The organism is Legionella drozanskii LLAP-1 (assembly GCF_001467585.1).
Taxonomy (GTDB): Bacteria; Pseudomonadota; Gammaproteobacteria; order Legionellales; family Legionellaceae; genus Tatlockia; species Tatlockia drozanskii.
Genome location: NZ_LNXY01000006.1, coordinates 14536 through 38774 on the forward strand (window position 1 = coordinate 14536; position 24239 = coordinate 38774).

The window sequence follows — 24239 nt, forward strand, 5'->3', positions numbered from 1 at the left end:
TTAACTCATCACAAACAATGATAAGGGGGTAACCTCTGACCTCCCTCCAGGAGTGTTTTTAATAGTGAGGTAAATTTTCAATTTTTTTTGAGTAATTTTTGGGGCTTCGTCAGCGATAAGCTTGTTGTTTTCGATTCTTAACCAAGAGGGTTTGACATGATTGTTGGCCCATTCAATGACGTAGGGGGTTTTCTCATACTCAGGAAAAATATCGTGATTAAGAACAAAATCATGATAAAAAGGCTGCCCAGGATAAACGATAGGTAACTGAGGATTCGGCACTTTAAATCGCGGCTTTTGTTCCTCATCGATAGCGATATTTAAAGGCACTCTAATCTTCTCGGAATCGCCACCTCCCCGCGTATTCACATGCAAAGTGATTTGGTATTCTTCCCCTGTGACTTCTTCGGGGACCACAGCTATCAATACCGTAGGTTCAATAGAAGACACTTGCAGCCAGGAGGCTACGGGTTCAATTTTATCGATAACTAATTTCAGATTGGTATCATAGGTAGGATCCTTGACATATTTTCGGACGTCAAAAGAAAACTCGGTGCCCACCGGTTTTTCAAGTGAAAAAGAGGCAATAATAGGCCTAGATTTTGGATCAGTACTAATTGGGATACGAATTTTTAGCGGATTGGAATCACCCCCAGTATTTGAGGATGCAATCAGCGTTACTTCCTTTTCATTGCCAGCCTCAAACAGTGGCACCTCGCCTATCAAGTAATTATTACCTTCGCCGCCAATCCTGAGCCAGTCAGGATGAGTTTCATTGGTATCAATGCGAAAACGCAAAGGATTCCTAAGATTACTGGGTTTTGCTTCGCTTAACTCCATTAAATTGAGTTGATAAGCTTGTCCTGCTGTGGCACTTGGGATGATATGGTTTGCTTGAAATGCGGGTTTATCAGCGGGATTAATGCCAACATGAATGACCAAGTTCTTTGGTAATGCCTGGCCACCAGTATTTGCAGCCCCCACCGTGAAAATATAAACTCCAGTCCTCGTCGGGGTACCAACGATAGAAAAAAGAGCTTGATCAAAGTACAGTCCATCTTGCGAAGTAGGTGTAACCACTCCTTGAGGCAGGTTTCCGACCTGAAGATTTTCGGAATAATAGTTAACATAATTTTTGAGGTTAGCAAGGAAAGATACCTTCGCAGTCGCATTTAATATCGGAATATCCGCCATTGATAAGGGGTGAGGAATAACAACTACAGAAAAAGGAAGATCGTAGAAGAAATTCCAAGGCAGCATTGGATATTCGTAGCCAGTTAAATGATACATTGCTCGCCCATCAATTAATTGCCCGAGCTGGTAGCCTGATATAATCAAATTAAAATAGCAGTCACCACTAAAAGGAAAATTGATTCCCCCCGTTGCAAAATTGGGACACATACCATGATCGACAATGAGTTGCACGCCTAGTGGCAGCCGCCATTCTTGAACGTGTTTTAGATTCTTATGCGTCATTTTTATCGAAATCTTCTGTTGCTCACCGTAATAAACTGTGGTTATAGCAGGGGTTAGATTTTCAAATGTCACTGCTGGATAAGATGCATCCGCCCTCGCGAGTACTGATAGCAGACTCAGCAATAGAAAAAACAAAAACCGCTTCATAATCAATCCTTAATCCATTAGAAAGTGAACTTGCGTACCAATTCAATCAAATTCCATCGAAGCAAATATCGCTTTAGCCCTGGTATTTAACAGGAAAAGTAATAGGAATTGGTTTTAACCGAATAAAAGGCGTTTTAAGTGTGCTGACACTAGACAATAGTGGTTTTGTAAAATATCTCATCATCGTTTCCTATTATTGACTTGCTATGACCAACAAAAATTAATCAAAAAAGGTAGCGAATAGAGAATAGAGAATATTGAGTGATTTGAATTTGATTGAGCTGTTTCCATAATTTTGCTTGCTTTTATTCTTCATGATAAAACTCCATAATTTTCAAGCCTTTCCAGGGCTGACGAAATGCTACTGGATAATTTGATTTTTATCAATAAAGAAAATCGCTTTATTACAATTAAAACGGAATAGACGCTACGGCCTTACTTCATTTCTTTTTGATTTTTTCTAAAATAATAGCTATAGGTTATAAAGCAGCAAATTGCGGGGTTTGTATGAACTCTAAAATGCCAGTTTTATTTATCGGACACGGTAGTCCAACAAATGCGATTGAAAATAATCCCTTCACTCGTACGCTCGTAAAATTAGCAAAAAAAATACCAAAACCTGAAGCCATCCTTTGTATTTCGGCTCATTGGCTAACTGCACAAACCTGGCTAAGCCATACCCCTTATCCAGTAACCCTCCATGATTTTCACAAGGGTCCAGCTGAATTATTTACAGTGAACTACCCTGCTCCAGGTGCACCTGAATTGGCAGAAAAAATCAAGGGCATCATTAATGAACACTCTATAGAACTGGATGAGCATTGGGGGTTTGATCAGGGAGTTTGGATTGTAGGCATATCGATGTATCCCAAGGCCAATATACCCATCGTACAACTTAGTATTAATATGGCAAAACCGAGCGATTTTCATTTTGAGCTGGGCGCAAGTCTTAATGTATTACGTAGACAGGGAGTGCTTATTATAGGCAGCGGCAATATTGTCCATAACGAAAAAAAGCTGCTTTGGGATGATCAATACGGAAAACCCTATCCCTGGGCTATTGAATTTGAAGAACAAGTAAAACGCTGCCTTATACAACGCGATTATACCCCTCTGCAAGGGGATTTACTTTATACGGAAGTGGGTAGGTTTAGTGTTCCCACCCTTGAGCATTATTTGCCTTTGCTTTATGCGTTGGGCGCCTCCGATGCTGAAGATGCACTACAGTTTGAGTTTGAAGGAATCCAATTTGGCTGCGTTTCAATGCTCTCATTAAGCCTTGGACTTTAATTGAATGATAGGCTTATTTTTTAGATTTTTTTACACCCAACATCGATAGCAAAGAATTCATTAAATCACGCATAACTTGTCGCACGACTTGCCTGAACAAGGTATTTTTAGAAATTTTTTCGACAATGGTATCTTCCTGAGCTCCTCGTTTCTTAGGAGTATCTGGGGTCTTTTCAGTCGTTTCAGCTTTTCGAGCTGCTAATACTTCCTGAGCTGATGTTGTTTTCACATGTTTACCATAATGCGACATCAACGTAGAGCTGGCAACCACGGCTACAATTTCTTGTGGACTCAACACTCCCATACGTGACTCAGGTGCACGCACACGGCATTCGACTAGGGGGGTCGGTTGGCCTTCAGCATCTAAGCCACTTACTAAGGCTTCACCAATACTGAGTGAAGTCAAAAGTTCCTCGGTATTATAATAGGTTGTTGGAGGGAAATTTTGTGCCACAAGCTTCATTGCTTTTCGATCTTTCGCGGTAAAAGCCCGAAGTGCATGCTGGATTTTTAATCCCAATTGGCTTAAAACGGAGTCGGGAATATCGTTTGGCGTTTGCGTACAAAAAATTAAGCTCACCCCTTTTGAACGAATCAATTTGACCATCGTATCCAATAAACTTAATAGCGCTTTGCTTGCATTGCTGAATATTAAATGTGCCTCATCGATAAATAACACCAGTTTAGGCTTAGGCGGATCACCCAATTCAGGCATTTGTCGGTAAACATCGGTTAATAATTTAAGCATAAATGTCGAAAATAATTTGGGCTTATCTTGCATATCTAATAAACGTAAAATGGAGATGATTCCAAGCCCCTGGGCATTCGTTCTAACTAAATCCATGACATTGAAGGCAGGTTCACCGAAGAATTGATCACCTCCCTGAGACTCAAGCTCGATGAGTTTTCGGACAATCGTCCCTACAGAAGCAGAAGAAATAGAACCAAAATCGGCTTCAATTTCGGCGTTACCAGCGTCAGTTTGTGCGTATTTTAGCAGCTCTTTGAGATCGGCTAAATCAATTAAAGGTATCTTATTTGTTTTGGCATATTCAAAAAGAATAGTAATGACCCCAGATTGTGTTTCATTAACATCCAACATGCGCGAAAAAAGGACCGACCCAAAATCCGTTATGGTTGAGCGTAAAGGAACACCTTCTTGAATTGAGCCATTCAAACTCAGTAACTCGACAGGAAAAGCGCGTGGAACATAGGTTAGCTCCAGAGATTTGGCACGCGCTTCTATGGAGGGGTCGGCTTCTCCTGCTTCTGCTAATCCGGAAACATCACCTTTGATATCCATGACTAAGCTAGGAACACCGAGCAAAGAGAGTTGTTCGCTAAGTACCTGCATAGTTTTTGTTTTACCACTACCGGTTGCCCCGGCAATTAAGCCATGACGATTGAATGATTTTAATACCAAGTTTACTGGGGATTTATCAAGTAATTTTTCATTGATTAAAATGCCACCTAATTGTACCGCAGGCAATTTTCCCGCTTGATAAGGGCTGCGTAAATCATCGTACATGGGCTACGTCCTTGCTAGTCGTTATAAAACTAATTATAACTCATTAAAGAATTTATGTTCTTTGACAAGAAGGACATAATCCATAAATATTCAATGCATGATCCGTCATTTTAAATTTTGCCTGCGCAGCGATCATTTTTTGTCGTTCCTCAATAATCTTATCAACGAACTCCTCGACTCGACCGCATTTGACACAAACGAGGTGATCATGATGTTCACCCTGGCTCAATTCAAATACAGAATACCCCCCCTCGAAATTATGACGAGAAACCAAACCGGCAGCTTCGAACTGGGTTAGAACACGGTATACAGTAGCTAACCCTACATCTTCGCCCATATCTAGTAAGGCTTTATAAACGCCTTCCGCACTTAAATGGTGATCGTGAGATTGCTCTAAAATTTGCAATACCTTTACTCGCGGCATGGTAATTTTTAACCCTGCCTCTTTCAATTGTTGACTTTCTTCCACCTGTGCTCCTATGTAGCGATATTCAACACCCGGGCTATCCTGGGAGGTGTCTTTCTATAGATGACGTGGTATTATGGCGAAATTTTTCATAGCAGGCAAAAAAATGCGTGTTGTAACAATTTTTACTACTCTAGCGTTAGCATTAACTCTTACTCATTGTGCATCTTACGACTTTTCACGCCAAGTGGTGGAGCAAGGTAATTTATTACCGCACTCCAAGATTGAGCGTCTAAGAATTGGAATGAGCAAAAATGATGTTGCGATTTTAATGGGTACAAGTCTCTTAAGCCCTACCTTTAACAATGACCGTTGGGATTATGCCTATACCTTGCGCAAAGGGAATGGTTCATTATTAGTACATAATTTGAGTTTGTATTTTTCGCATAATAGCTTAGCGCGTATTGAGCATAAGCCTTAATCAATCATAGAATCTACCTGGTTGCTGACAGTCAGATCCAGCACCCAGGAGCGGTCGGATTTGAGGTTTAAAAAATATTAAAAAATGCGCAGCATAGATGCCTATGATTTTCTCGGAAGATGCACCCAATACGGCTGTGCCTAGCTCGATTTAAGCCAATTTTTGACGTAAGACATCGTCTCTTCGATGACTGAAACCGCTTGCTTATAAAGTTTCTCAAAGAGTTCTCGTTGCCCTGATTTCCAATAGCGTTCTAAGTATTGGCAGGCATATTTCATACGAAGGGTGCCGACATAGACAGCACCGCCCTTAATTTTATGCGCCAGCTTTTCCACTTCAGGATAATTGTTTAGCTCAAAAGCTTGCTGCATTTTTTCTTTATCGGCAGGTAATTCGCAACTGATCAGCATTTTAAGTAGTTCGTGTAATCCATCTATCCCACCGCAATTGTTGATTCCTTCTGTCTCGTCCAACAAGGGAAACTGTTGCAGTGTAAATAGAGCTTCATTATTGTTAGGTAAGCCTGGGTGCTGGGCTGTTGCCACTTCTGTTGCCCACGGCGAATCCTTTGCGATATCAAGTTCATATCTTTTTAGTAAATCAGTCATTTGACTTCTTCGGATTGGTTTACTTAATATTTCGTTCATGCCGGATTCTAAAGCTTCCTTTGTGGTTCCAGGTAAGGAATGAGCTGTTAGTCCGATCACAGGAATAGCTGTTCTTGAAAGTTCTTGTTCAAGGTTTCTAAAATGGCGTGTCAAGTCGGTACCTTGCATATCTGGCAATCCGATATCCGACAGTACAAGATGAAAATGGTTCGCTTTGAAGAGTTTTATAGCGCTTGCGCCAGAAGTTGCAGACTGAAATGCGATATTCATTTGGGTTAGCAAGTTCTCTGCAGTTTTAAGAGCAATGGCATTATCTTCAATTAAAAGGATTTTTATTGCTGCACCTGGGGATCTGTTAATTTTTGGTTGCGATTTAGCGAGAAGGTTTGGGAGGAGTGCCGCGGTCTCTATTGTCTGTTTGATGGTCTTAATCGGAATTGATACTGTAAAAGTAGTTCCTTTTCCAGATTGTGATTCAACGCTGATTTTTCCTTTCAATAAATCAATGTATTTTTTGACTATATGTAGTCCGACACCATGACCGACGTAAAGTCCCTGGTAAGAGGATGTACCGCGATAAAATTTTTTATAGATCTTATCAATGGCAGCGTCAGGAATACCACGACCAGTATCACTGATATAAAACTCTAGTCGCGGCCATCTTTTGTTATGGTTAATGAAATTTACTCCGATTTCAATATATCCGCTATCAGTAAACTTAATTGCATTTCCGAGAATATTTAACAAAATACGATGCACTTTGATCTCGTCAGTTTCAATTAATGCGGGGATATCAGCTGGCAATCTGATACGTAAATCAAGATTTTTCAGTTTAATGGTAGGTAATTCAAGATCAGCAATATTATGAATCAGTTTTCTAATGTCTACATTCGAGTAATTAATGCGATTTTCCTTGTTACTTCCTGTTGCAATAATATCTAGCACAGAGTTCAAAAGTGCTAATAATTGCTCACCGCTGATATAGATCATATGAGCATGTTCTTTTTCTCCCTCGGTTTGAACTTTTTCTTCCAAAATGGCAGACATTCCGATTATGCCACTTAATGGAGTACGTATATCGTGGCTCATGTTACGAATAAACTCATCCTTAGAATTATTAGCTTCTAAAAGCGCTCTTTCAGCTTTTATACGCTCGGTTATATCAATATAAATGGCAAGCACACCATATATGTGGCCATGTTCATCAAATAAGGGGACTTTGTTTGTGGACAAAAATCTTTCATGGCCGTCAGAAAGAGTTTGTTTTTCTTCGATATTTAATTTGGGTATGCCTGAGCTGATGACTTCTATATCATCGGCGCGATAAGCACGACTGTCTTTCTTTGATACAGGCAAATCGAAGTCAGTTTTGCCTATGACCTCTGTTTTTGATTTCAAACCTAATGAATCAAGGAAAGCTTTGTTGCAGCCAAGGTAAGCTAGTTTATCGTTTTTCCAGAATACTTGTGCCGGGATATAGTCGAGCATGATATCTCTTAGCTTTTCATCGCGCTCCAATGAACTGACCACGTCCACTTCAGACCCCATAAGAAAAAAGCCTAGGCCATTATTTTGCAGCGCATACCTAGAGATTGACCATTGAATATTTTTTTTACCATGAGTTGACAGCGGAAAATTATTGATACTTTTCTTGTTGACAAAGGATTTCAATTTTTTAAACGATGAAAAAGGGGGAGTTATTTTATAGTGAGAGCAACTTAAAAAATAATCCTTTTCCAACAATATGTCTTTTTTTAGACCGTAAAGCTTCAGAATGGAATTATTGCACTCCAGTACTATTCCTTCAGAATTGAGCAGTATGGCTGGCTGAGAAAAGCCGGCTACAAACTGGTGAATTAATACTGACTCTAGGGTGGATTTTTTCTGATCCGAAAGAGTCATTATTTCCTCCATCGATGTCTAATTTAGATTAGGATTTGTTTGAGATTGGGAGTCTAAGCCCTTTTGTTCTTTTGAGCCACTCTTCTCCTTAAAAAGTGATTGTGGTGCACTTCTGATAGTATAGTCTGAGGATGCGCGCCAGGTATTTAGTTTGCCCGTATTAGGTTCTCCAAGGGCAGGTTTTTCGCTGATTTCACCACGAGAGTTATCCAGAACCCCCTTGGAGACATAGGTTATTCCTTTGTGGGAGATGCAATTACGTTTTTCCAGAAGCGCTATGACCTCTTCTTCAGCATCGAAAATATTATTAATTTTCCCAGGAATAATGTTAATGGTACCTTTATATTCAAAGGTTACCGCACTGCGAAACTCTCGTTTGGTAACTAATTTTGCTAAAACGGCACCTTCCCAGCCAAGATATTTGAAACGGTCTGCAAATTCAGGCCAAAATCGACACATTTCCCTAACGGCCGGAGGCTTCACTTTTGTTTCGATAAATTCATTCGAGACAGAATTTAAAATTGCATGAGCTTCTTCGGGCGTGGGGCAGGACGCCATTATGGTATAGCTACCATGTGTCAGAATGTAAGTATTATCGTAATTATCGGTGTTCACATAAGGCATTAAACAGGGAAACCATCCGTCCATTACAATAAATGAAAAGGGTTTATTACCGGGCTGAAGATCTTTAAAACTTAATGCCAAACAAGGTTGATAAACAACCTCCATCTCTATTGGAAAATCTTCTTTAATCTCAGGCGAAATAAGGGATTGATAACCTGTGCTATTGATTATCTGGTCAAATTCACATTCGATACCATCCTCACTAATAAGGATGGTTTTATCTTCATTGCGAATCAGATTCTCAACTCGATAACCGCATTTAATCGTTACACCAGCATCCTTAAGTTTTTCCTTAAAGACTGAACGCAATCTCTCACCTAGAGCCACACTAGGCTCATCGATGCTCATGGCTACGTGCATTTGTTCATAGCCAAATTCATCACGATTCACCTCTTTACACTCTATTGATTCATGACAGACTTGCATGAAAGTCTCGGTATCTACTTTGGGAGGATTTCCATCAGCATCCAATTCACCCAGTGCGTAAACGGAGTATTCATGGTCGATTATAAGTTCTGGATAGGTAGCGCAAAATTTATCGAAAGTTTCTCTGCAATATTGACGCGTCGAATCGGAGCGGGGATAGTGGGGCCCCTTATGAAGTCTGATACCAAATTTACCTGAAACACCATCGAAGATATCATCATTTTTTTCAAAAATAGTAACTTTATGCCCCAACTTGGATAATACCAGGGCAATATGACACCCATACCATCCACCACCAACTATCCCAATTTCCATCAGAGCCCTACCTCAAATCAATACTCAATCATGATTTAATATTGTACATCATGTCAACATTATTTCATCGCATTGACACAGCAATTGATCAAATAATTCAATATCAAAGCAATTATTTTTAGATAATCGCTCATCCTAAGCTTTTTGTATTGATCTCAGGGTTAAACAAATATTCAGCAGCATTATGATCCTGCAAATAATTACTGATTGCTGGATTAACGACATTTTCATAATAACCATACAATTCCGGTGAATTTTTCTGTAACCATTTCTGTCCTGCATCAGGTCCGAGTGAGCCCATAATTTCAGGAACTCGAACTATCAGCTCTGCTTCCCATTCATTTTGTGGGTAAACTTTAAAAACGTTATTAATTATCTCAAAAGCCGCTTCATCTTGCTCATCGGCTAAGCCAGTTAACATTGTTTTTAAACTATCCTTCGTTATTTCCACAATTTTCTCATACTTTTGTTGTAATTCGAGGTCGTTTTTTGGATAAGGTTTAGCTGAATTTTTAAATAATTGGTGCATGGTAAAATGAGAGGACTCGTGCATGATAAGGCCCAAAACACCATTAATTTCAAGATCTCTTGTCGCTGCAAATACTGAGTTCTTATTAGTGTATAAACCTCGAGGTTCATGAGAGAAAGGTTTTAGTGAACCGACATCCTCAGCATCTACACAGATGATTTTAAATTTCATCCCTAACTCTTTTTCTATTTTCTTTAATGCCAGATCATAGATATCTTGATATTCTTCTTCTGGTGGGGTTTCTTTTATTTGACGATATTCTTTAAATAAAGTTAATCGTCTTGATTCATCAACGGTACCCCTAGTAACGCATAGTCCTAAAAAATTTATCAGCGGGATTAATACTTCATTTTGAGCAACTTCATCCCATTGGCCTGCGAATTGCTCTCTAAGCTTAGAATCTTGAATATATAAGCTGGATTCTATGGCTTGAATGGCCGTCGGTTTATCTGATTTAAGAGGAGTTAATGGGCCAAGATCAATAATGGATTTTTTATTAAGTCTCTGATATTCCCTTACACTTAAACCTTGAGGAATTTCTTGCTCACTTATCTGTTGTTTGCTAACGTCTAATAATAATTTTTCGATGCTAGAAAATTCCTTAGACACAGCTATTTGAAGAGCTGTTGTCCCCGCTTTATTTTCTGCATTAACTTCCGTGTCTTCAAACTCAAGAAGTAATTTGACAACTCGTTCACTCTCGGAATACGTTGCATAATGTAATGGCGTATTTCCTTTTTTATCTCTTATATTCAAATCACAATCAAATTCATCGATTAATCCATCTAGCATTGCAATAAATGCATCTTCATCGATGTCCTGCCAATCCATTTCTTCCTGATCTAATGTCTTATCTACCTCTGAGTCGAAGTTTTTACCAAAGTTAATTTTTTCAATATTAATAGCACACAAATAATGTAAAAGCGTTTTGTTTTCTGTGCCAAATCCATTCCGTAAACACTTGGGATCCTGTCTAATTAAGGCTAGAAATTTTGTATAATCATTAGTTTTTAATGACTCAGTAAACTCTTTAAGTATCGCTTTGATTTTAGCCATAGAAACCTCATAAAATAAGCTTCCTTCAAATCCCACACTGTTCTTTTAAAGAACATTATAGTAATATATACCGCATTGTGCATGGATTATGGATAATTTACTGAGTAAAAATGACAATCGAGACGAAACTAATTGAACGTATTAGAGCTAATGCCCCCGAACTAAAAGCTTTAGATTTATCGAATCAACACTTAGAATATGAAGAGCTGGTTGCCCTCACTAACGCTCTGAAAAATAATACGAATCTTCGTTCCCTTTCGCTTAAAGGAAATCAACTTGATGACCGCTCTATAGCACTTCTTGCCAGTAGTTTGCCTTTAACAGCTATCACTTCACTCGATCTAAGTAATAATTGCATAACTCTTCAAGGATTAGCTGAATTAGCTAAGCATTCAAAGGTAGAAACGCTTAATATGCGCTCTAATAGAATTGAGCAAACAAAGGAAGGAGATATTTCTATTTCAAGCATTTTAGACAACCCTTGGATAAAGCGCTTGGATTTAAGTAACAATAGATTAAATGAGCTCGCGGGCACTGATTTTTTTCCTAAGTTAAAATCAAATACTAGCCTTCAACATTTATCATTAGAAAGTACTCATTTGAATGACGACTCAGGACATTTAATTGCTGATTTCTTACAAACTAATCGCTCCTTAGTATTCTTAAATATCTCTGACAATAATTTAACGGATCTTAGTGCGGTTAATATTGCTTATAACTTACGAAAAAACAGCACTCTAAAACAAGTCTGGCTAAAAGGAAATAAAATCACTAATGAAACACTTGCTGAATTCTATTTTGCTTGTGAGGAAAATAAATCACTCACTTTAATCAACCTTTGTCATAACGCTGTAAGTCCCTCATTAGCTGAATTTTCTGTGACTCCTAGTCCTATTCAATTATTATCTAAAAAACGCTCTAGAAAACAACAACCTCCAACCAACCATGTAAAAGATTTGATCGCTGAAATAAACCAGCTTTTTCAACCAACCGAAAAAAAGGGAATATTCCTCCTAACGCTTTGTCGATTCCTGTATTGCTTTCAGGAAGAGAGGGAAACAGCACCCATTCTACTCATGCCCGCAGAACTAAAATTTCAGATTTTAAATTACTTAACTGAAGAATTATTTACTCCCAATCAGGTTGAAAAAATTATTAGCTATGCCGCCGATAAAAGCACTATCGGAAAAGCAAAAGATTCATTTTTTTATGCGATAGACTGCAGAAAATCATCAAAGCTTTTGCCCGAAGATTCACAACTCAATACTCCTTAAAATTTTGACACCATTCAGCAATAATTCCTCTTTAATTCGCTGAAAATTCTCTTTATCTAGCGCCCTAGTCGCATCTTCAATGAGACAACTTTTAAAGCCTTCTGCAATGGCATCTTTGATGGTGTAATAAACGCAAATATCTGCGCACAAACCACAAAAATAAAGTTCCTGAGCTCCTTTTTCGCGAAGAAAACCAGCTAATCCTGTGCTTTGACGGTTATTGTCATAAAACCCGCTATAGCTATCATTTTCTGGCTGCATTCCTTTGCGAAAAATAGCCTCGATGGAGCGAGTTTCGAGTTGTGGATGCAATTCAGCGCCAATCGTTCCTTGGACACAATGATCCGGCCAAAGTGTTTGTTCGATTCCATGAAGTTCAATTTTTTCAAAAAGTTTTTTGCCGACCTGATTAGAAGCAAAACTTTTATGCTCCGCTGGATGCCAATCTTGAGTAGCAACAATTAAATCAAACTGAGGCTGCAACTTATTAATAATGGGTACAATTAAATCACCTTGAGCAACCTCTAGGCTACCACCGGGCATAAAATCATTTTGAGCATCGATAATGATTAGGGTTTTCATTACATTATCCCCTCATTTTTTTGATCATTGAATCGCGTTGCATTTTAAGTTTAGAGCTTAAGCCAACCTTATAAGTGTGCGGATTAATCAATCGTTTGTACTCGATAGCTAACTTAGCAAGACGCTGTTGGCTATACTCGGCAATCTCAGCAAGCGTTTTAACTGCTGATAAGCGTTTACCCTCTTCCATCACTTTGTGTAATAGCGGCTCTTTCTTATAATTTTTTAAAGAAAGCGATTTTGATTCTTCAAAAGGATGATGCATCATTTCTATAGCCTCTTCATCGACCAGAGTGATCACATCAGCCCCAAAAAATCGACCCTCCGCATCTAAAACGCGATAAGTTTGTTTTTTAAAAGGCAAGGTTATTTTCGATAGCGTTTCCGACAATTTAATACAAGGTTTGTTATTCGCAGCAGCCAATTTATACACGCCATCAAGCGCGGCATCTGGCGCTCCAATGACCAGGTTAGTCCCTACCCCAAAAATATCAATCGGTGCCTCTTGTTCAAGCAAACTCTTCACCACATCTTCGCTGAGTTGATTAGAAGCAATGATTTTGACCTCTTTTAATCCGGCGGCATCTAACATCTGCCGAGCTTTTTTAGATAAATAAGCTAAATCGCCGCTATCCAAGCGAATGCCTTTTAATTTTTTGCCTCGTGCAGCCATTTCTTGAGCAATTTTAATCGCATTAGGAATGCCTGAATGCAAACTATCATAGGTATCTACTAGTAACACACAATGATCCGGCCAACATTCAGCAAAATCGCGAAAAGCCAAAAATTCATCTTCATAACTTTGCACGAACGAATGAGCCATTGTGCCTGCTATTGGAATCTGATAATCACGGCCCGCACAAACATTGCTTGTACTATTAAAACCACCAATGATTGCCGCGCGACTTGCACAATAACCAGCAGGACCTTGAGCTCTGCGCAAACCAAAATCGACTAACTCGCGAGAACCGGCGACTTGACGTATCCGACTTGCTTTAGTCGCTATCAGCGTTTGAAAATTTAATACATTTAAGAGGATAGTTTCTATGAGTTGTGCTTCAATAATATTAGCTTCGACACTAACCACAGGACAGGTGGGAAATATTAAATCACCTTCATTTGCAGCATAGACAGTACCTTTAAATTGAAAACTCTCAAGATAGTTCAGAAAGTCAGAATGAAATCCTTGAGAATGTAAATAGACTATATCTTCCTTGCTAAAAGAATAATTTTCCAGGATTTTCAATAACTCTTCTAACCCCGCAAAGATGGCATAGCCTCCTTCAAAAGGCAGTTTTCGAAAAAAATAATCAAAAGTTGCAAGATGATTGTTTTGTTTTTTTAGGAAATAAACTTGAGCCATGGTCAACTGATACTTATCAGTATAAGTTGCTGTATAATTGATCATTTTATTGTGCAACCTTTTCTTGAGAGTTGTCCTTAAAAAGCCAGAACAGAATGAAAAATCGATTTGAACTTGCTTTCATTCGCAATGACGACCGCTTTAATTCAGTTTTGTACCTTAGTTTTGGATTTTGCTCGCTGACGTCTTTTCTCTTTGGGATCTAAGATAAGTGGTCGATACAACTCAATCCGATCCCCTGCTCGAAGTATAGTATCAAGGGAAACTGGCTTAGAAAAAATACCCACAGCCAACTCACTTAAACTTGGATTTGTTTTTAAAATTTCTGATTGGTTCAAGGCATCAGCAACAGTTGCCCCTGTCTCTAAACTAAGAGACAGGTGCACTAATGATTGATTGGCAGCGATATAAACTAGCTCAACCTTTACCATATATGACCTCAGCGCGATCACAAAATGCATCCACCATCTTATCAGTGACCTGCTCAAATATAGGACCTAAAAGAAGAGAAAACATCCGACCAGCAAACTCAAACTCTAAATCAAAAGAAACTTTGCAGCCTTCTGGCTCTTCATCAAAACGCCAAAATCCTTCTAGATGACTGAAGGGGCCATCCACTAAACGAATTTCTATCATTTTATTGGCTTGCAATAGGTTGCGAGTGGTAAATGATTTACTCATACCCGCTGCAGCAATCACTAAGGTCGCCTGGACTTCATCTTCATCACGATGATGCACTAGGCTTTCAGAACAATAGGGTAAAAACTCTGCATAATGTTCAACCTCGTTGACCAAACCATACATTTGCTCGCAAGTAAAAGGAACTACTCTTGATTTTTTAACCACAGTCATCAATTCGCTCCTTTTGCCTGAACGCTAAGCCAACTGGAAAGGTCATTAAGTTCTTCCGCACAAACTGAATGCTCCATTAAATAGTTATGCGTAGAAACAGAATAACCCGCCGCGGTTAACCATTCAGCAGATTGTTTTGTCCACATAGGTAAAACAATCGGATCGTATTGGCCGCCAGCAACAAAGATGGGCGTTTCTTTAGGTAAATTAGTTTTGCATTGATCAGCTAAAGGTAAATAGGCTGATAAGGCAATGACGCCAGCGAGTGGGCTAGTCATATGTAAAGCGGTGTACAAAGCCATTGCACCACCTTGCGAAAATCCAGCTAAAAAAATTTGCTCTGTAGTAAAACCCTCTTCAATTTGGCTATCTATTACTTGGCGAATGAACTCTTCAGATTGCAAAATTCCTTCTCTATCCTCTCTATCTGTTAATTTCATGCCACTAATGTCATACCATGCACGCATTGATAGACCATTATTGAGGGTCACAGGACGTATTGGGGCGTCCAGAAAAACATGGCGTAGCGCCACACTGTCAACTATAAGTTGTTCGGCAAGACTTGCCATATCGGAAGCATCCGCCCCCAAACCATGCATCCAAATGACGCAGGCATCAGCTTGCTGTTCTGGTTTTTTAATGTAAACGTTCAACCATATCTCCGGCAAAAAACTCAAATTATCACCAATGCGTTCGATTATAGCAAGGTTAATGACAACACCTAACTATCTGTTAAAGCCTGTGCTAGAATTTGCTGTTTTTTTTCTATGGGTCTTTTTATGTTCTTAGCACAAATTCAGTCTTTATTTGCAATAATCGATAGTAAACCCAAAGGATTTCAAATTGATGAAGCCATTTTCCAACAAATTGTTTCCATTTATTGCTTATGTGACAGCCTTACTCAAACTTATCTAATCGAAGAATTAGCCAAAAGACCTGTTTTGCAATTTGCTGAGCTTTACAGTAAAAAGATGTCGGGGGAAATAGGACAAACCGCCTTACAAATGTTGCAATCAATCAACCAACAAACAGTTAAGCTTGAAAATGAAAAAATAGCCTTGTTTAGGAGCCGAGCTCTTACAGTTATACCTAGTTTAAAAGTACTCGAACTCAGTAGAGAAGAATGGCTTAAAGCACAATCTCTCGTAGAGGAGCGACAACTAAAACGGCTTACCCGAAAAACACTGCTCATTGTTTTTAGCGAAACAAAACACACTGACATTAGCAAATTAATCAACGATCTTACGAAAACATCAAAAAGTCGAGCTGCAAAACCTGTTTTCAACTCTAATAAAGAAGAACGTCCCTTGAAAAAGTATCGGCGATATATAGAGGGCGAAAATCGACTTATGTTTGCCGGTGCAACTGAGTTGCACTCTCCCTTGAAAAAAACGGGGGTTCGCATTATGTCTTCACCACCTCGACGCGTATTCAGCGAAAAACCCAAAGTTTTATGGAGCCCTGGAGAAACGCAAAAAATACGCCCCGTTATGACTAAAAAACTAGGTACGTTTTTCGAGCCAATAACTCCTGAACCCCCAACTCAGCGAACCAGACGGACAACAGCAAGTGCTGAAATTATACGACACCAATACCCTGGTTATGTATATAAACGTCCTGGTCCGATTAGTTTTACTATAACCTCTGAAACTATGGAAAACCGAAAAGGCGTTAAAAGACCAACCAGTCAACGGCAATTAACGGGAGCGCCTTGTGTTGAGGTATTTAAAGTAGAAGGCTACGGCGATGAGCACATTGTAATCAATGGTCGTCAATGTCATTGGTCCCATTTAATTGCTTATTTTTTAGGCGGGATTCATAGTAAAGAAAATCTTGCCCCGACAACTGCTGCTGCAAATTACAATATTTTGGATACTGTTGAGAATTTTATCGCCGACAAAATATTAAACAAGGATAAAGAAGAGCGAGTTGGTGAACTACGCTTGGAAGTTACTCCTTATTATGCCCCGGAGAATAAAGGCCATATTCCCGATTTACTCTACTTTAACTTGAATTGGACTTCTCCTAAACATCCCAATGTTTATTTGAAAGAAACCATTGAAATTAAACCTAGCTCCTTTAGACGCTTTACTGACAGAATGCAAAAATCATTTTCAGTGTTTAGAAAAGTAGAGGAAGATATCTTAGTCAAAAGAGCGGAAAAAGGTGACCAAGAACATGACTCTCCTTTCAAACCACCGAACCTTAAAAAAGAGGTCAGGCAGAAGATTAGCTTCCTCTCTTTCTATCAACCGCTGCCCGCTGAGCCTCAGGCAATAGAGGAAACTAATGAAACTCCCGATAGTTTGAGTATTTATCAGTCAACCTCGTAGCAGTTTATTGAGAGTTTCTTTATACTGAACTATTTACAGTCTGATGATTAATCATGCGCTTGTTTCCTCTTATACTAATTAGTTGTATGGTTGTAGGCGTTTTATGCGCTTGCGGCCAAAAAGGGCCACTTTACCTACCCGAAAACAAGAAATCACATCCAAGCAATCTGCCTAAAGCTGTGAGAGACTAAATGATACGATTTACGAAAATGCATGGGTTGGGTAATGATTTTATGGTGATTGATGCGCTCCACCAGCAAATCAATTTATCGCCGGGTCAAATTCGCGCACTTTCTCGACGTGATACTGGTGTAGGATTTGATCAGTGTTTACTTGTCGAAGCCAGTCAAGAACCTGGAATTGATTTTTTTTATCGCATTTTTAATGCTGATGGCCATGAAGTAGGCCAATGTGGGAATGGAGCACGTTGCCTTGCACGCTTTGCTCAACATTATGGTCTGACCAATAAAAAAACAATTGCAATCGCAACCTACACCACAAAGATGCAACTGAACCTCAATGAAGACAATACCGTCACCGTCGATTTTGGACAACCAAGACTAAAGCCAGAAGACATTCCTTTATTAGCGAATCATCAAGCAGTTCTTTATCAATTGCCTCTAAAAGATGGTTCAAGTTGCAAAGTACATGCGATCAACGTAGGAAACCCTCATGCAGTCACGGTAGTTGACGATCTGACAACCGCAGATCTAGCAACACTAGGAAAGCAAATTAGCGAACATCCGCTTTTTCCAGAACAAACTAATGCCGGCTTCATGCAGATTATCGATGCAAATCATATCCGCCTACGCGTTTATGAACGGGGCTGTGGGGAAACGCAAGCTTGTGGCAGCGGCGCCATTGCCGCTGCAGCAATAGGTCGCTTATGTCATCATTTAGACGAGCAAATTCATATCAATTTACCGGGTGGCGACCTCACCGTGAATTGGCCAGATACTAAAGGCCCTATCTATTTAACTGGACCCGCTACCTTCGTTTATGAAGGAGTATTAATGTCATGCGAATAGTGATTTTAGGTGCAGGTCAAGTGGGTGGGGCACTCGCACGTAACTTAGCACGCGAAGATAATGACATCACTCTAGTGGATTTAAATGAAGAGCGTCTTCGTGAACTGCAACACCGCTTGGATATCCAAACTGTACAGGGTTCTGGATCTCATCCTAATGTTTTAATCGAAGCAGGAATCGAACAAGCCGATATGCTCATTGCTGTGACTAACAGTGATGAAATTAATATGATGGGTTGTCAGATTGCTTATAGCCTATTTCGTACCCCTACTAAAATAGCCCGTATCCGCTCGCAATACTACTATGATTATCCACAGTTGTTTCGTAATGATCATGTGCCTGTAGACGTCTGTATTAGTCCTGAAAAACTGGTCACCCAACATATTGAGAATTTGATTAATTACCCAGGAGCGACTCAAGTTCTTGAATTTGCTGAAGGACAGGTTTTGTTAATGACTATTAAACCTTCGCCAAATTGTTTGATGATAGGGAAAACTATTCAGCAGCTCTATCAACATTTACATCCCATCGAAGCCCGCGTAGTGGCCATTTTTCGTGACAAAGTTGCGCTAGAACCACAAGACAACTGCGAAATTATCACTGGCGATGCCGTCTTGTTTGCTGCTTCATCCTCGGCAATTCAACAAGTATTGACGGCTTTGGGTTGTTATAAGCATCCTAATAACCGAATTATGATTGCCGGAGGAGGCAATATCGGTTCAAAACTCGCTCAGGCTCTAGAAAGTCAGTATCGAATCAAAGTCATTGATCGCAATTTAATGCGCGCCAGCGAACTCGCTTCTCATTTACACAAAGGGACTGTTTTACAAGGTGATATTGCGGATCGGGATCTCTTAATCAGTGAAAACATTGAATTTACCGATGTATTTTGTGCAGTGACCGATGACGACGAAGCCAACATCATGTCAAGTTTGCAAGCCAAGCGCTTAGGTGCACGCTATGCTATTGCACTGATTAATCGCAATGCCTATGTAGAATTGATTGAGGATAGCCCCATCGACCACGCGATTTCGCCCCAATTGGTTACTATTGGTAGCATACTTGCTAAACTACGGCGTGGAAATATGGTCAAGATCTATCGATTGCAAGATAACGAAGCAGAAGCCATTGAACTCATAACACATGGCGACGAATTGACTTCTCAAGTGGTAGGACGCAAGCTATCACAAATTGGGTTACCGCCCAGTTGTTCTATTGCGGCGCTAACGCGAGGTGAGAAAGTGCTCATGCCTCATCCCGATCTAGTTCTTGCATCCGGCGATCATGTTATTCTATTGCTGCTGAAAAAACGTTATGTTCGCCAAGTAGAATCGCTGTTTCAAGTAAGTTTGACTTTTATGTCCTAGGAGTTCTCTTATTTAAAGAGAGAAAGAAATGAATGCAAATTAAAACCATTCTTCGCCTTTTAGGCTTGCTTTTAATGATTTTTAGTCTAAGCATGCTGACCCCATTGGCAATCAATTTTATTTTTCATGACAATTTCTGGTTACCCTTTGTTATTGCCTTTATCTGTACCTTTGGGACAGGCTTTCTATTATGGCTAAGCTGTCGTACTCAACAACAAGAGCTTAAAATTCGTGATGGTTTTCTTATCGTCGTTTTATTTTGGTTTGTGCTCTGTTTTTTTGCCTCCTTGCCTTTTATTTTTGCACTACATTATCAAAATCATGGCATGACAGATGCCTTTTTTGAATCGGTATCCGGCTTTACCACAACCGGTGCAAGCATTATTAAAGACCTTCAAGGTTTGCCTCGGTCTGTTTTATTTTACCGACAGCAACTGCAATTTCTGGGCGGAATGGGTATCGTTGTTTTAGCTGTTGCGATTTTACCTATGTTGGGTGTGGGAGGAATGCAACTTTATCGAGCGGAAACACCAGGTCCGATGAAAGACTCCAAACTAACACCCAGGATTGCCCAAACCGCCAAAGCCCTATGGTTTATTTATCTGCTGTTAACGCTAGCTTGTATGTTCTGTTATTGGACAGCGGGAATGAATTGGTTTGACGCCTTGGGTGAAAGTTTTGCCACTGTTTCTACAGGTGGATTTTCACTGCACGATAACAGTTTTGCTTATTATGATAGTGATATAATCGAATTAATTGCCTGCTTTTTTATGTTGCTGGGAGGTACCAATTTCGCTCTCCATTTTATTGCTTTCAAAAAACGAAGCATCTTTCATTATTGGCAGGATGAAGAATTCCGCAATTATATCTTTTTTTTGCTGAGCGCCAGTCTGCTGGTGACGATAAGTCTTATCTTCTATGGTTTTTTTAGTGCCAACCATCATGCCCTTATCAAATCCTTATTCAATGTCATTTCTATGGCAACAACCACCGGATTTGTTTCCGCACCATTCAGTAATTGGCCCACCTACATTCCATTTCTTATTATGCTCTTAGCCTTAATCGGCGGTTGCGCCGGTTCTACCAGTGGGGGCGTAAAAGTCATTCGAGCCCTATTAATCTATAAACAAAGTAAGCGCGAGATTGTCCGCCTTCTTCATCCCCATGCCATTATTCCAATCAAATTTGGTAAGCACAGCTTGTCTGAGCCCATTTTACAGTCCATGTGGGGCTTTCTCTCTGTATTCATCGCTCTTTTTGTTGGCTTAGTTTTACTTTTTATGGCTTTAGGGAATGATTTTGTCACTTCATGTTCTGCCATTACAGCGGCTTTATCCAATTCCGGTGCAGGGATTGGTGGTATTCAGGAAACTTTCGCTCTACTTACCCAACCCAGCAAATGGGTCCTAATTTTTGCTATGTTAGCTGGACGCTTGGAAATATTTTCACTGCTTATTCTTTTTTCACCTTCTTTTTGGCAAAAATAGTTATGCCTCTGGCAAAACAAGGGCTTAAACTGTACAGCTGTTTTATCTGCTGTTATCATGGATTTATGAAAACATGCGCAAAACTGTTTATCTGTCTGCTTATTAGTTGCCTGGTTTTACTCTCGCTAAAGCCATTATTTTCCTGTGCGAGTAACAAAAACACTCTGCATTCAATCCGTTACTCAGCGATAACGAATGACTGTTCGAGTCGAACACCAGCCGTTAGTTATTGTCAATTATCGACTTACTATACGCTGACGGAAAATGAACTTTCTGCGATACCTTATTTATTTATCATGGTCGGAGCGCTCTTTTTTACTCACGCTCAATTAGTTTCTAATTCACCCTTCTCTCGGCTCTTCAAACCGCCTATCCTCCTCAAATAATGCTCGTCTAGACCTAATCGATAATTCTTAGCTTGGATTTATCGATTGGGAAATCAATTGATTTTATGAGGATAAACATGAAAAATTTAACCCGCCTTCTTGGCTTAATGGCGTTAATGCTTATTTCACATGCTAGTTGGTCTTTCTCTTGGGAATTTGAAAGTTCAAACCCAGAGATGATTATGAGTTTTATTCAAGGCAATAGTGCTTTGGTTTATTTAGGGACGTTCTTTGTACTTGGTCTTTTATTGGCTTTTACACCCTGTGTTCTGCCAATGATACCAATTTTATCCGGCATCATTGTTGGTCAAGATTCATTGTCCACTCCCAAGGCCGTCAAACTCTCTTTGAGTTATGTGTTTGGAATGGCGATCACTTATGCTGCAGCAGGTGTACTTGCTGGTTTCATGGGTTCTACGGTGCAAACGCTGATGCAACGACCAACGGTCATTGTGGGTTTTAGTCTCATTTTTGTATTAATGGCCTTAGCTATGTTTGGGCTATTTGAATTGCGCCTACCCTCCAAAATGAATACCCGTTTGAATACTTTTAGTCAAAAATCGAACAAGCATAATTTTCTTTCTGCTATGCTGATAGGGATTATCTCCACTCTAATTGTTTCACCCTGTGTGACTGCCCCACTGATTGGCGTATTAACTTACATTGGCCAAAGCGGTCAAGCCTTCAATGGCGGGTTAATCTTGTTTGTGATGGCCTTGGGAATGGGAGTTCCGCTGATTTTAGTGGGCGCCGGCTACGGTTCAATGCTCCCTAAAACGGGTTCATGGATGATAAGAATCAAACAATTCTTCGGTATTGTCATGCTCGGCATAGCCATTTGGATGTTAGGACGTGTATTACCAATAATGATAACTAAATTACTATGGTCAGCACTCCTGATTATTTCTGGAATATGTTTTGGTCTGTTAAAGCCAGAGGGGACCTCAGCTCGTTTCTTGCAAATAATGGGACTTATCGCCTTAGTCTTTGGTGGTATCGTTTCTTACACTACCCTAGCACCCATTGTGGAAGCCAAAACGGTTAAGTTGAATAAACCTCATGCACCCTTTATTGAAGTGAGCAATTTGCAAGCTATTGAGCAGGAATTAGCTCGGGCCAAAAAGGAAAATAAACCGATCTTCTTAGAATTTTCTGCCAGCTGGTGTAGCGATTGTCAGGATATGGATACTAAAGTATTTAATCAATCTGAGGTTGTAAAAGCCATGACCGGTTTAGTGAGTGTGAAAGTTAATGTGAGTGATAATAATGAAGAAGTTGCCAACATAAAGAAGGCCTTTGCGATTTATGGGACACCTACAATGCTATTTTTTGATGCTAAAGGACAAGCACTTAATCACTTAACATCAGTGGGCTATATCAATAAAGCAAGCATGCTGGGCTTACTTAACCAAGTACAGCTCGGTTAAGCTAGATCTGCACTAATGGAGCAACTGTCACGAAAAGACAGTTGCTCCATTTTAAAGCATTCCGACCTATACTTATTTAATAAGAAAAACTTGTAAGAGATACCTATGAAAACGAGGTATGCACGCCTAATCATTTTGCTGTCCTGCTTGTTTTGCTCTTCCCTTCAAGCCACCACTGTAAGAATTGGGGCTCCAACCTTTGCCCCTCCTTTTGCTGTCGATATGCAACACTACACCGTTGAAGGTTTCGATGTCGAATTAATGAATACAATTTGTGCCGATTTAAATTGGCAATGCGAGTTTTTACCTATAAAAAACAATAACTTATTCGAAGCGCTCGATCAGAATCAAGTTGATTTTATAATAGGGGGAATTATTATTTCGCCTGAGCGTAGGTTAATCTACTTATTTAGTAATCCTTATCTACCCAGCAATGGGGGCTTTATTGTACTCCCTCAATCCCCCTTCAAATTATTAACTGATTTAAAAAATAAACGAATAGGTACTTTGCAAGGAGGATTATTTGGTGATTATTTGGCCAAAAATTTTACTATGCCGATAAAAGTCATCTCTTATGCCTTAGCTCCTGATTTGATTCTCGCAGTGAAAAATGGCGACGTGGATGCTGCGTTTATAAACTACTACACTGCGCTACACTTAGAGCATCAGTATTCTGGGCTTATTAGGTCCATCAATCAGCCTATTGAATTAGGTGAGGGAATCGGAATTGCAACTTCTTTTAAAAACGCGGATAAAATTGAACAAATAAATCAGTTATTGAAAAAATACGAATCGGATGGAACTTATGTAAAATTATATAATTACTATTTCCAATTTTTTGCTAAATGACATTTGCTGTCAAATGGACTTGAAAAATCATTTGGGCGCTGGACTCGATGATTTTTCTTCAACAGCTGTATCTTTATGTAAATCTGCAAAAACTTTAGCACCGGATATATGCATGGTTTTTATGTAGTCTACTAATAATTTTTGCTCCTGCTCAGTAACGGGGCGGTTTGCCTCTAAATTCTTCAGGGTTTGCAAACGCGAATCACTTCTCTGAATTGCAGCTTCCAATTCTTTAGACTCTTTAGGTGAAGATTGTTTTAATTGCTCTACAAAAGCAGATTTGAAAAGTGTTATTTGTTCAATTAATTCAAGAATAAGTGATTTATTATTGGCTATTGACTTTGCCATTGAAGAATAGTTGGCCTCAGAAAAAAACCTACCTCTATATTGTGTTGGTGTTGGCATATAATATCCTAAAAAATTAACAATGATTTAGCAGACCGCTTTTAAGTATTTTTAGCCTACCTACTTAAATATTAGCAAAAGAAAGCATAATTAATTCC

At 39.5% G+C, this 24239-nt stretch carries 23 protein-coding genes; 11 read left to right on the plus strand and 12 right to left on the minus strand.

Going from position 1 to position 24239, the window contains the following annotated elements; translation table 11 throughout:
• A complete protein-coding gene (locus Ldro_RS03095) occupies positions 1-1623 on the minus strand; it encodes a hypothetical protein (protein WP_058494972.1) in 1623 nt (540 codons plus the stop codon).
• A 507-nt stretch (positions 1624-2130) separates the two neighbouring features.
• On the opposite strand from Ldro_RS03095, the gene ygiD reads away from it, so the two are divergent.
• Entirely contained in the window at positions 2131-2913 is a 783-nt protein-coding gene (gene ygiD / locus Ldro_RS03100) for a 4,5-DOPA-extradiol-dioxygenase (protein WP_058494973.1), read from the plus strand.
• 13 nt (positions 2914-2926) lie between these two features.
• On the opposite strand, the gene Ldro_RS03105 is transcribed toward ygiD, so the two are convergent.
• Both Ldro_RS03105 and fur read right to left on the minus strand, forming a co-directional pair.
• Entirely contained in the window at positions 2927-4441 is a 1515-nt protein-coding gene (locus Ldro_RS03105; RefSeq protein ID WP_058494974.1) for a helicase HerA-like domain-containing protein, read from the minus strand.
• Between the two features lie 52 nt (positions 4442-4493).
• Positions 4494-4910 (minus strand): ferric iron uptake transcriptional regulator, encoded by a 417-nt coding sequence (gene fur / locus Ldro_RS03110; RefSeq protein ID WP_058494975.1) that lies wholly within the window; start codon positions 4908-4910, stop codon positions 4494-4496.
• Between the two features lie 73 nt (positions 4911-4983).
• On the opposite strand from fur, the gene Ldro_RS03115 reads away from it, so the two are divergent.
• On the plus strand, positions 4984-5328 hold the full coding sequence (locus tag Ldro_RS03115; protein WP_058494976.1) for an outer membrane protein assembly factor BamE: 345 nt from the start codon (positions 4984-4986) through the stop codon (positions 5326-5328).
• 140 nt (positions 5329-5468) lie between these two features.
• On the opposite strand, the gene Ldro_RS03120 is transcribed toward Ldro_RS03115, so the two are convergent.
• From Ldro_RS03120 to Ldro_RS03130, 3 genes are all read right to left on the minus strand, one after another.
• Positions 5469-7838, minus strand: coding sequence for an ATP-binding protein (locus Ldro_RS03120; RefSeq protein WP_058494977.1), 2370 nt, complete (start codon positions 7836-7838; stop codon positions 5469-5471).
• Between the two features lie 18 nt (positions 7839-7856).
• The gene (locus Ldro_RS03125; RefSeq protein ID WP_058494978.1) at positions 7857-9203 is read right to left on the minus strand and encodes an FAD-dependent oxidoreductase; all 1347 of its coding nucleotides are present in this window, start codon (positions 9201-9203) and stop codon (positions 7857-7859) included.
• 130 nt (positions 9204-9333) lie between these two features.
• A complete protein-coding gene (locus tag Ldro_RS03130; protein ID WP_058494979.1) occupies positions 9334-10788 on the minus strand; it encodes an ankyrin repeat domain-containing protein in 1455 nt (484 codons plus the stop codon).
• 110 nt (positions 10789-10898) lie between these two features.
• On the opposite strand from Ldro_RS03130, the gene Ldro_RS03135 reads away from it, so the two are divergent.
• Positions 10899-12062 carry a leucine-rich repeat domain-containing protein gene (locus Ldro_RS03135; RefSeq protein WP_058494980.1) on the plus strand — a complete coding sequence of 388 codons (1164 nt, stop codon included), beginning with the start codon at positions 10899-10901 and terminating at the stop codon, positions 12060-12062.
• On the opposite strand, the gene pncA is transcribed toward Ldro_RS03135, so the two are convergent.
• From pncA to Ldro_RS03160, 5 genes are all read right to left on the minus strand, one after another.
• The gene (pncA, locus tag Ldro_RS03140; RefSeq protein WP_058494981.1) at positions 12042-12644 is read right to left on the minus strand and encodes a bifunctional nicotinamidase/pyrazinamidase; all 603 of its coding nucleotides are present in this window, start codon (positions 12642-12644) and stop codon (positions 12042-12044) included. The genes Ldro_RS03135 and pncA overlap by 21 nt on opposite strands.
• 4 nt (positions 12645-12648) lie before the next feature.
• Positions 12649-14052 (minus strand): nicotinate phosphoribosyltransferase, encoded by a 1404-nt coding sequence (locus Ldro_RS03145; RefSeq protein ID WP_058494982.1) that lies wholly within the window; start codon positions 14050-14052, stop codon positions 12649-12651.
• 101 nt (positions 14053-14153) lie between these two features.
• Positions 14154-14438, minus strand: coding sequence for an RnfH family protein (locus Ldro_RS03150; RefSeq protein ID WP_058494983.1), 285 nt, complete (start codon positions 14436-14438; stop codon positions 14154-14156).
• Positions 14425-14859 carry a type II toxin-antitoxin system RatA family toxin gene (locus Ldro_RS03155; protein ID WP_058494984.1) on the minus strand — a complete coding sequence of 145 codons (435 nt, stop codon included), beginning with the start codon at positions 14857-14859 and terminating at the stop codon, positions 14425-14427. Before Ldro_RS03155 ends, Ldro_RS03150 begins: the two co-directional genes overlap by 14 nt.
• On the minus strand, positions 14859-15512 hold the full coding sequence (locus Ldro_RS03160; RefSeq protein ID WP_083497887.1) for an alpha/beta hydrolase: 654 nt from the start codon (positions 15510-15512) through the stop codon (positions 14859-14861). Before Ldro_RS03160 ends, Ldro_RS03155 begins: the two co-directional genes overlap by 1 nt.
• 126 nt (positions 15513-15638) lie before the next feature.
• Between Ldro_RS03160 and Ldro_RS03165 the strand changes: the two genes are divergently transcribed.
• The 8 genes from Ldro_RS03165 to Ldro_RS03190 all read left to right on the plus strand — a co-directional run bounded on the left by Ldro_RS03165 (position 15639) and on the right by Ldro_RS03190 (position 23736).
• Positions 15639-17192 carry a hypothetical protein gene (locus tag Ldro_RS03165; RefSeq protein WP_058494985.1) on the plus strand — a complete coding sequence of 518 codons (1554 nt, stop codon included), beginning with the start codon at positions 15639-15641 and terminating at the stop codon, positions 17190-17192.
• A gap of 53 nt (positions 17193-17245) precedes the next feature.
• Complete coding sequence (gene lptM, locus Ldro_RS16230) at positions 17246-17383, plus strand: LPS translocon maturation chaperone LptM (protein ID WP_131764367.1); 138 nt, start codon at positions 17246-17248, stop codon at positions 17381-17383.
• Complete coding sequence (dapF, locus tag Ldro_RS03170) at positions 17384-18220, plus strand: diaminopimelate epimerase (protein ID WP_058494986.1); 837 nt, start codon at positions 17384-17386, stop codon at positions 18218-18220.
• Positions 18211-19587, plus strand: coding sequence for a Trk system potassium transporter TrkA (gene trkA, locus Ldro_RS03175; protein ID WP_058494987.1), 1377 nt, complete (start codon positions 18211-18213; stop codon positions 19585-19587). Before dapF ends, trkA begins: the two co-directional genes overlap by 10 nt.
• Positions 19588-19619: 32 nt before the next feature.
• Complete coding sequence (locus tag Ldro_RS03180; protein ID WP_058494988.1) at positions 19620-21074, plus strand: TrkH family potassium uptake protein; 1455 nt, start codon at positions 19620-19622, stop codon at positions 21072-21074.
• Positions 21075-21139: 65 nt separating this feature from the next.
• Complete coding sequence (locus tag Ldro_RS17085) at positions 21140-21460, plus strand: lpg1681 family protein (RefSeq protein WP_476630044.1); 321 nt, start codon at positions 21140-21142, stop codon at positions 21458-21460.
• Between the two features lie 77 nt (positions 21461-21537).
• Positions 21538-22887 carry a protein-disulfide reductase DsbD gene (gene dsbD / locus Ldro_RS03185; RefSeq protein WP_058494989.1) on the plus strand — a complete coding sequence of 450 codons (1350 nt, stop codon included), beginning with the start codon at positions 21538-21540 and terminating at the stop codon, positions 22885-22887.
• A gap of 105 nt (positions 22888-22992) precedes the next feature.
• Positions 22993-23736 (plus strand): transporter substrate-binding domain-containing protein, encoded by a 744-nt coding sequence (locus tag Ldro_RS03190; protein ID WP_058494990.1) that lies wholly within the window; start codon positions 22993-22995, stop codon positions 23734-23736.
• A 27-nt stretch (positions 23737-23763) separates the two neighbouring features.
• On the opposite strand, the gene Ldro_RS03195 is transcribed toward Ldro_RS03190, so the two are convergent.
• Complete coding sequence (locus tag Ldro_RS03195) at positions 23764-24141, minus strand: hypothetical protein (protein WP_058494991.1); 378 nt, start codon at positions 24139-24141, stop codon at positions 23764-23766.
• Positions 24142-24239: the final 98 nt, after the last annotated feature.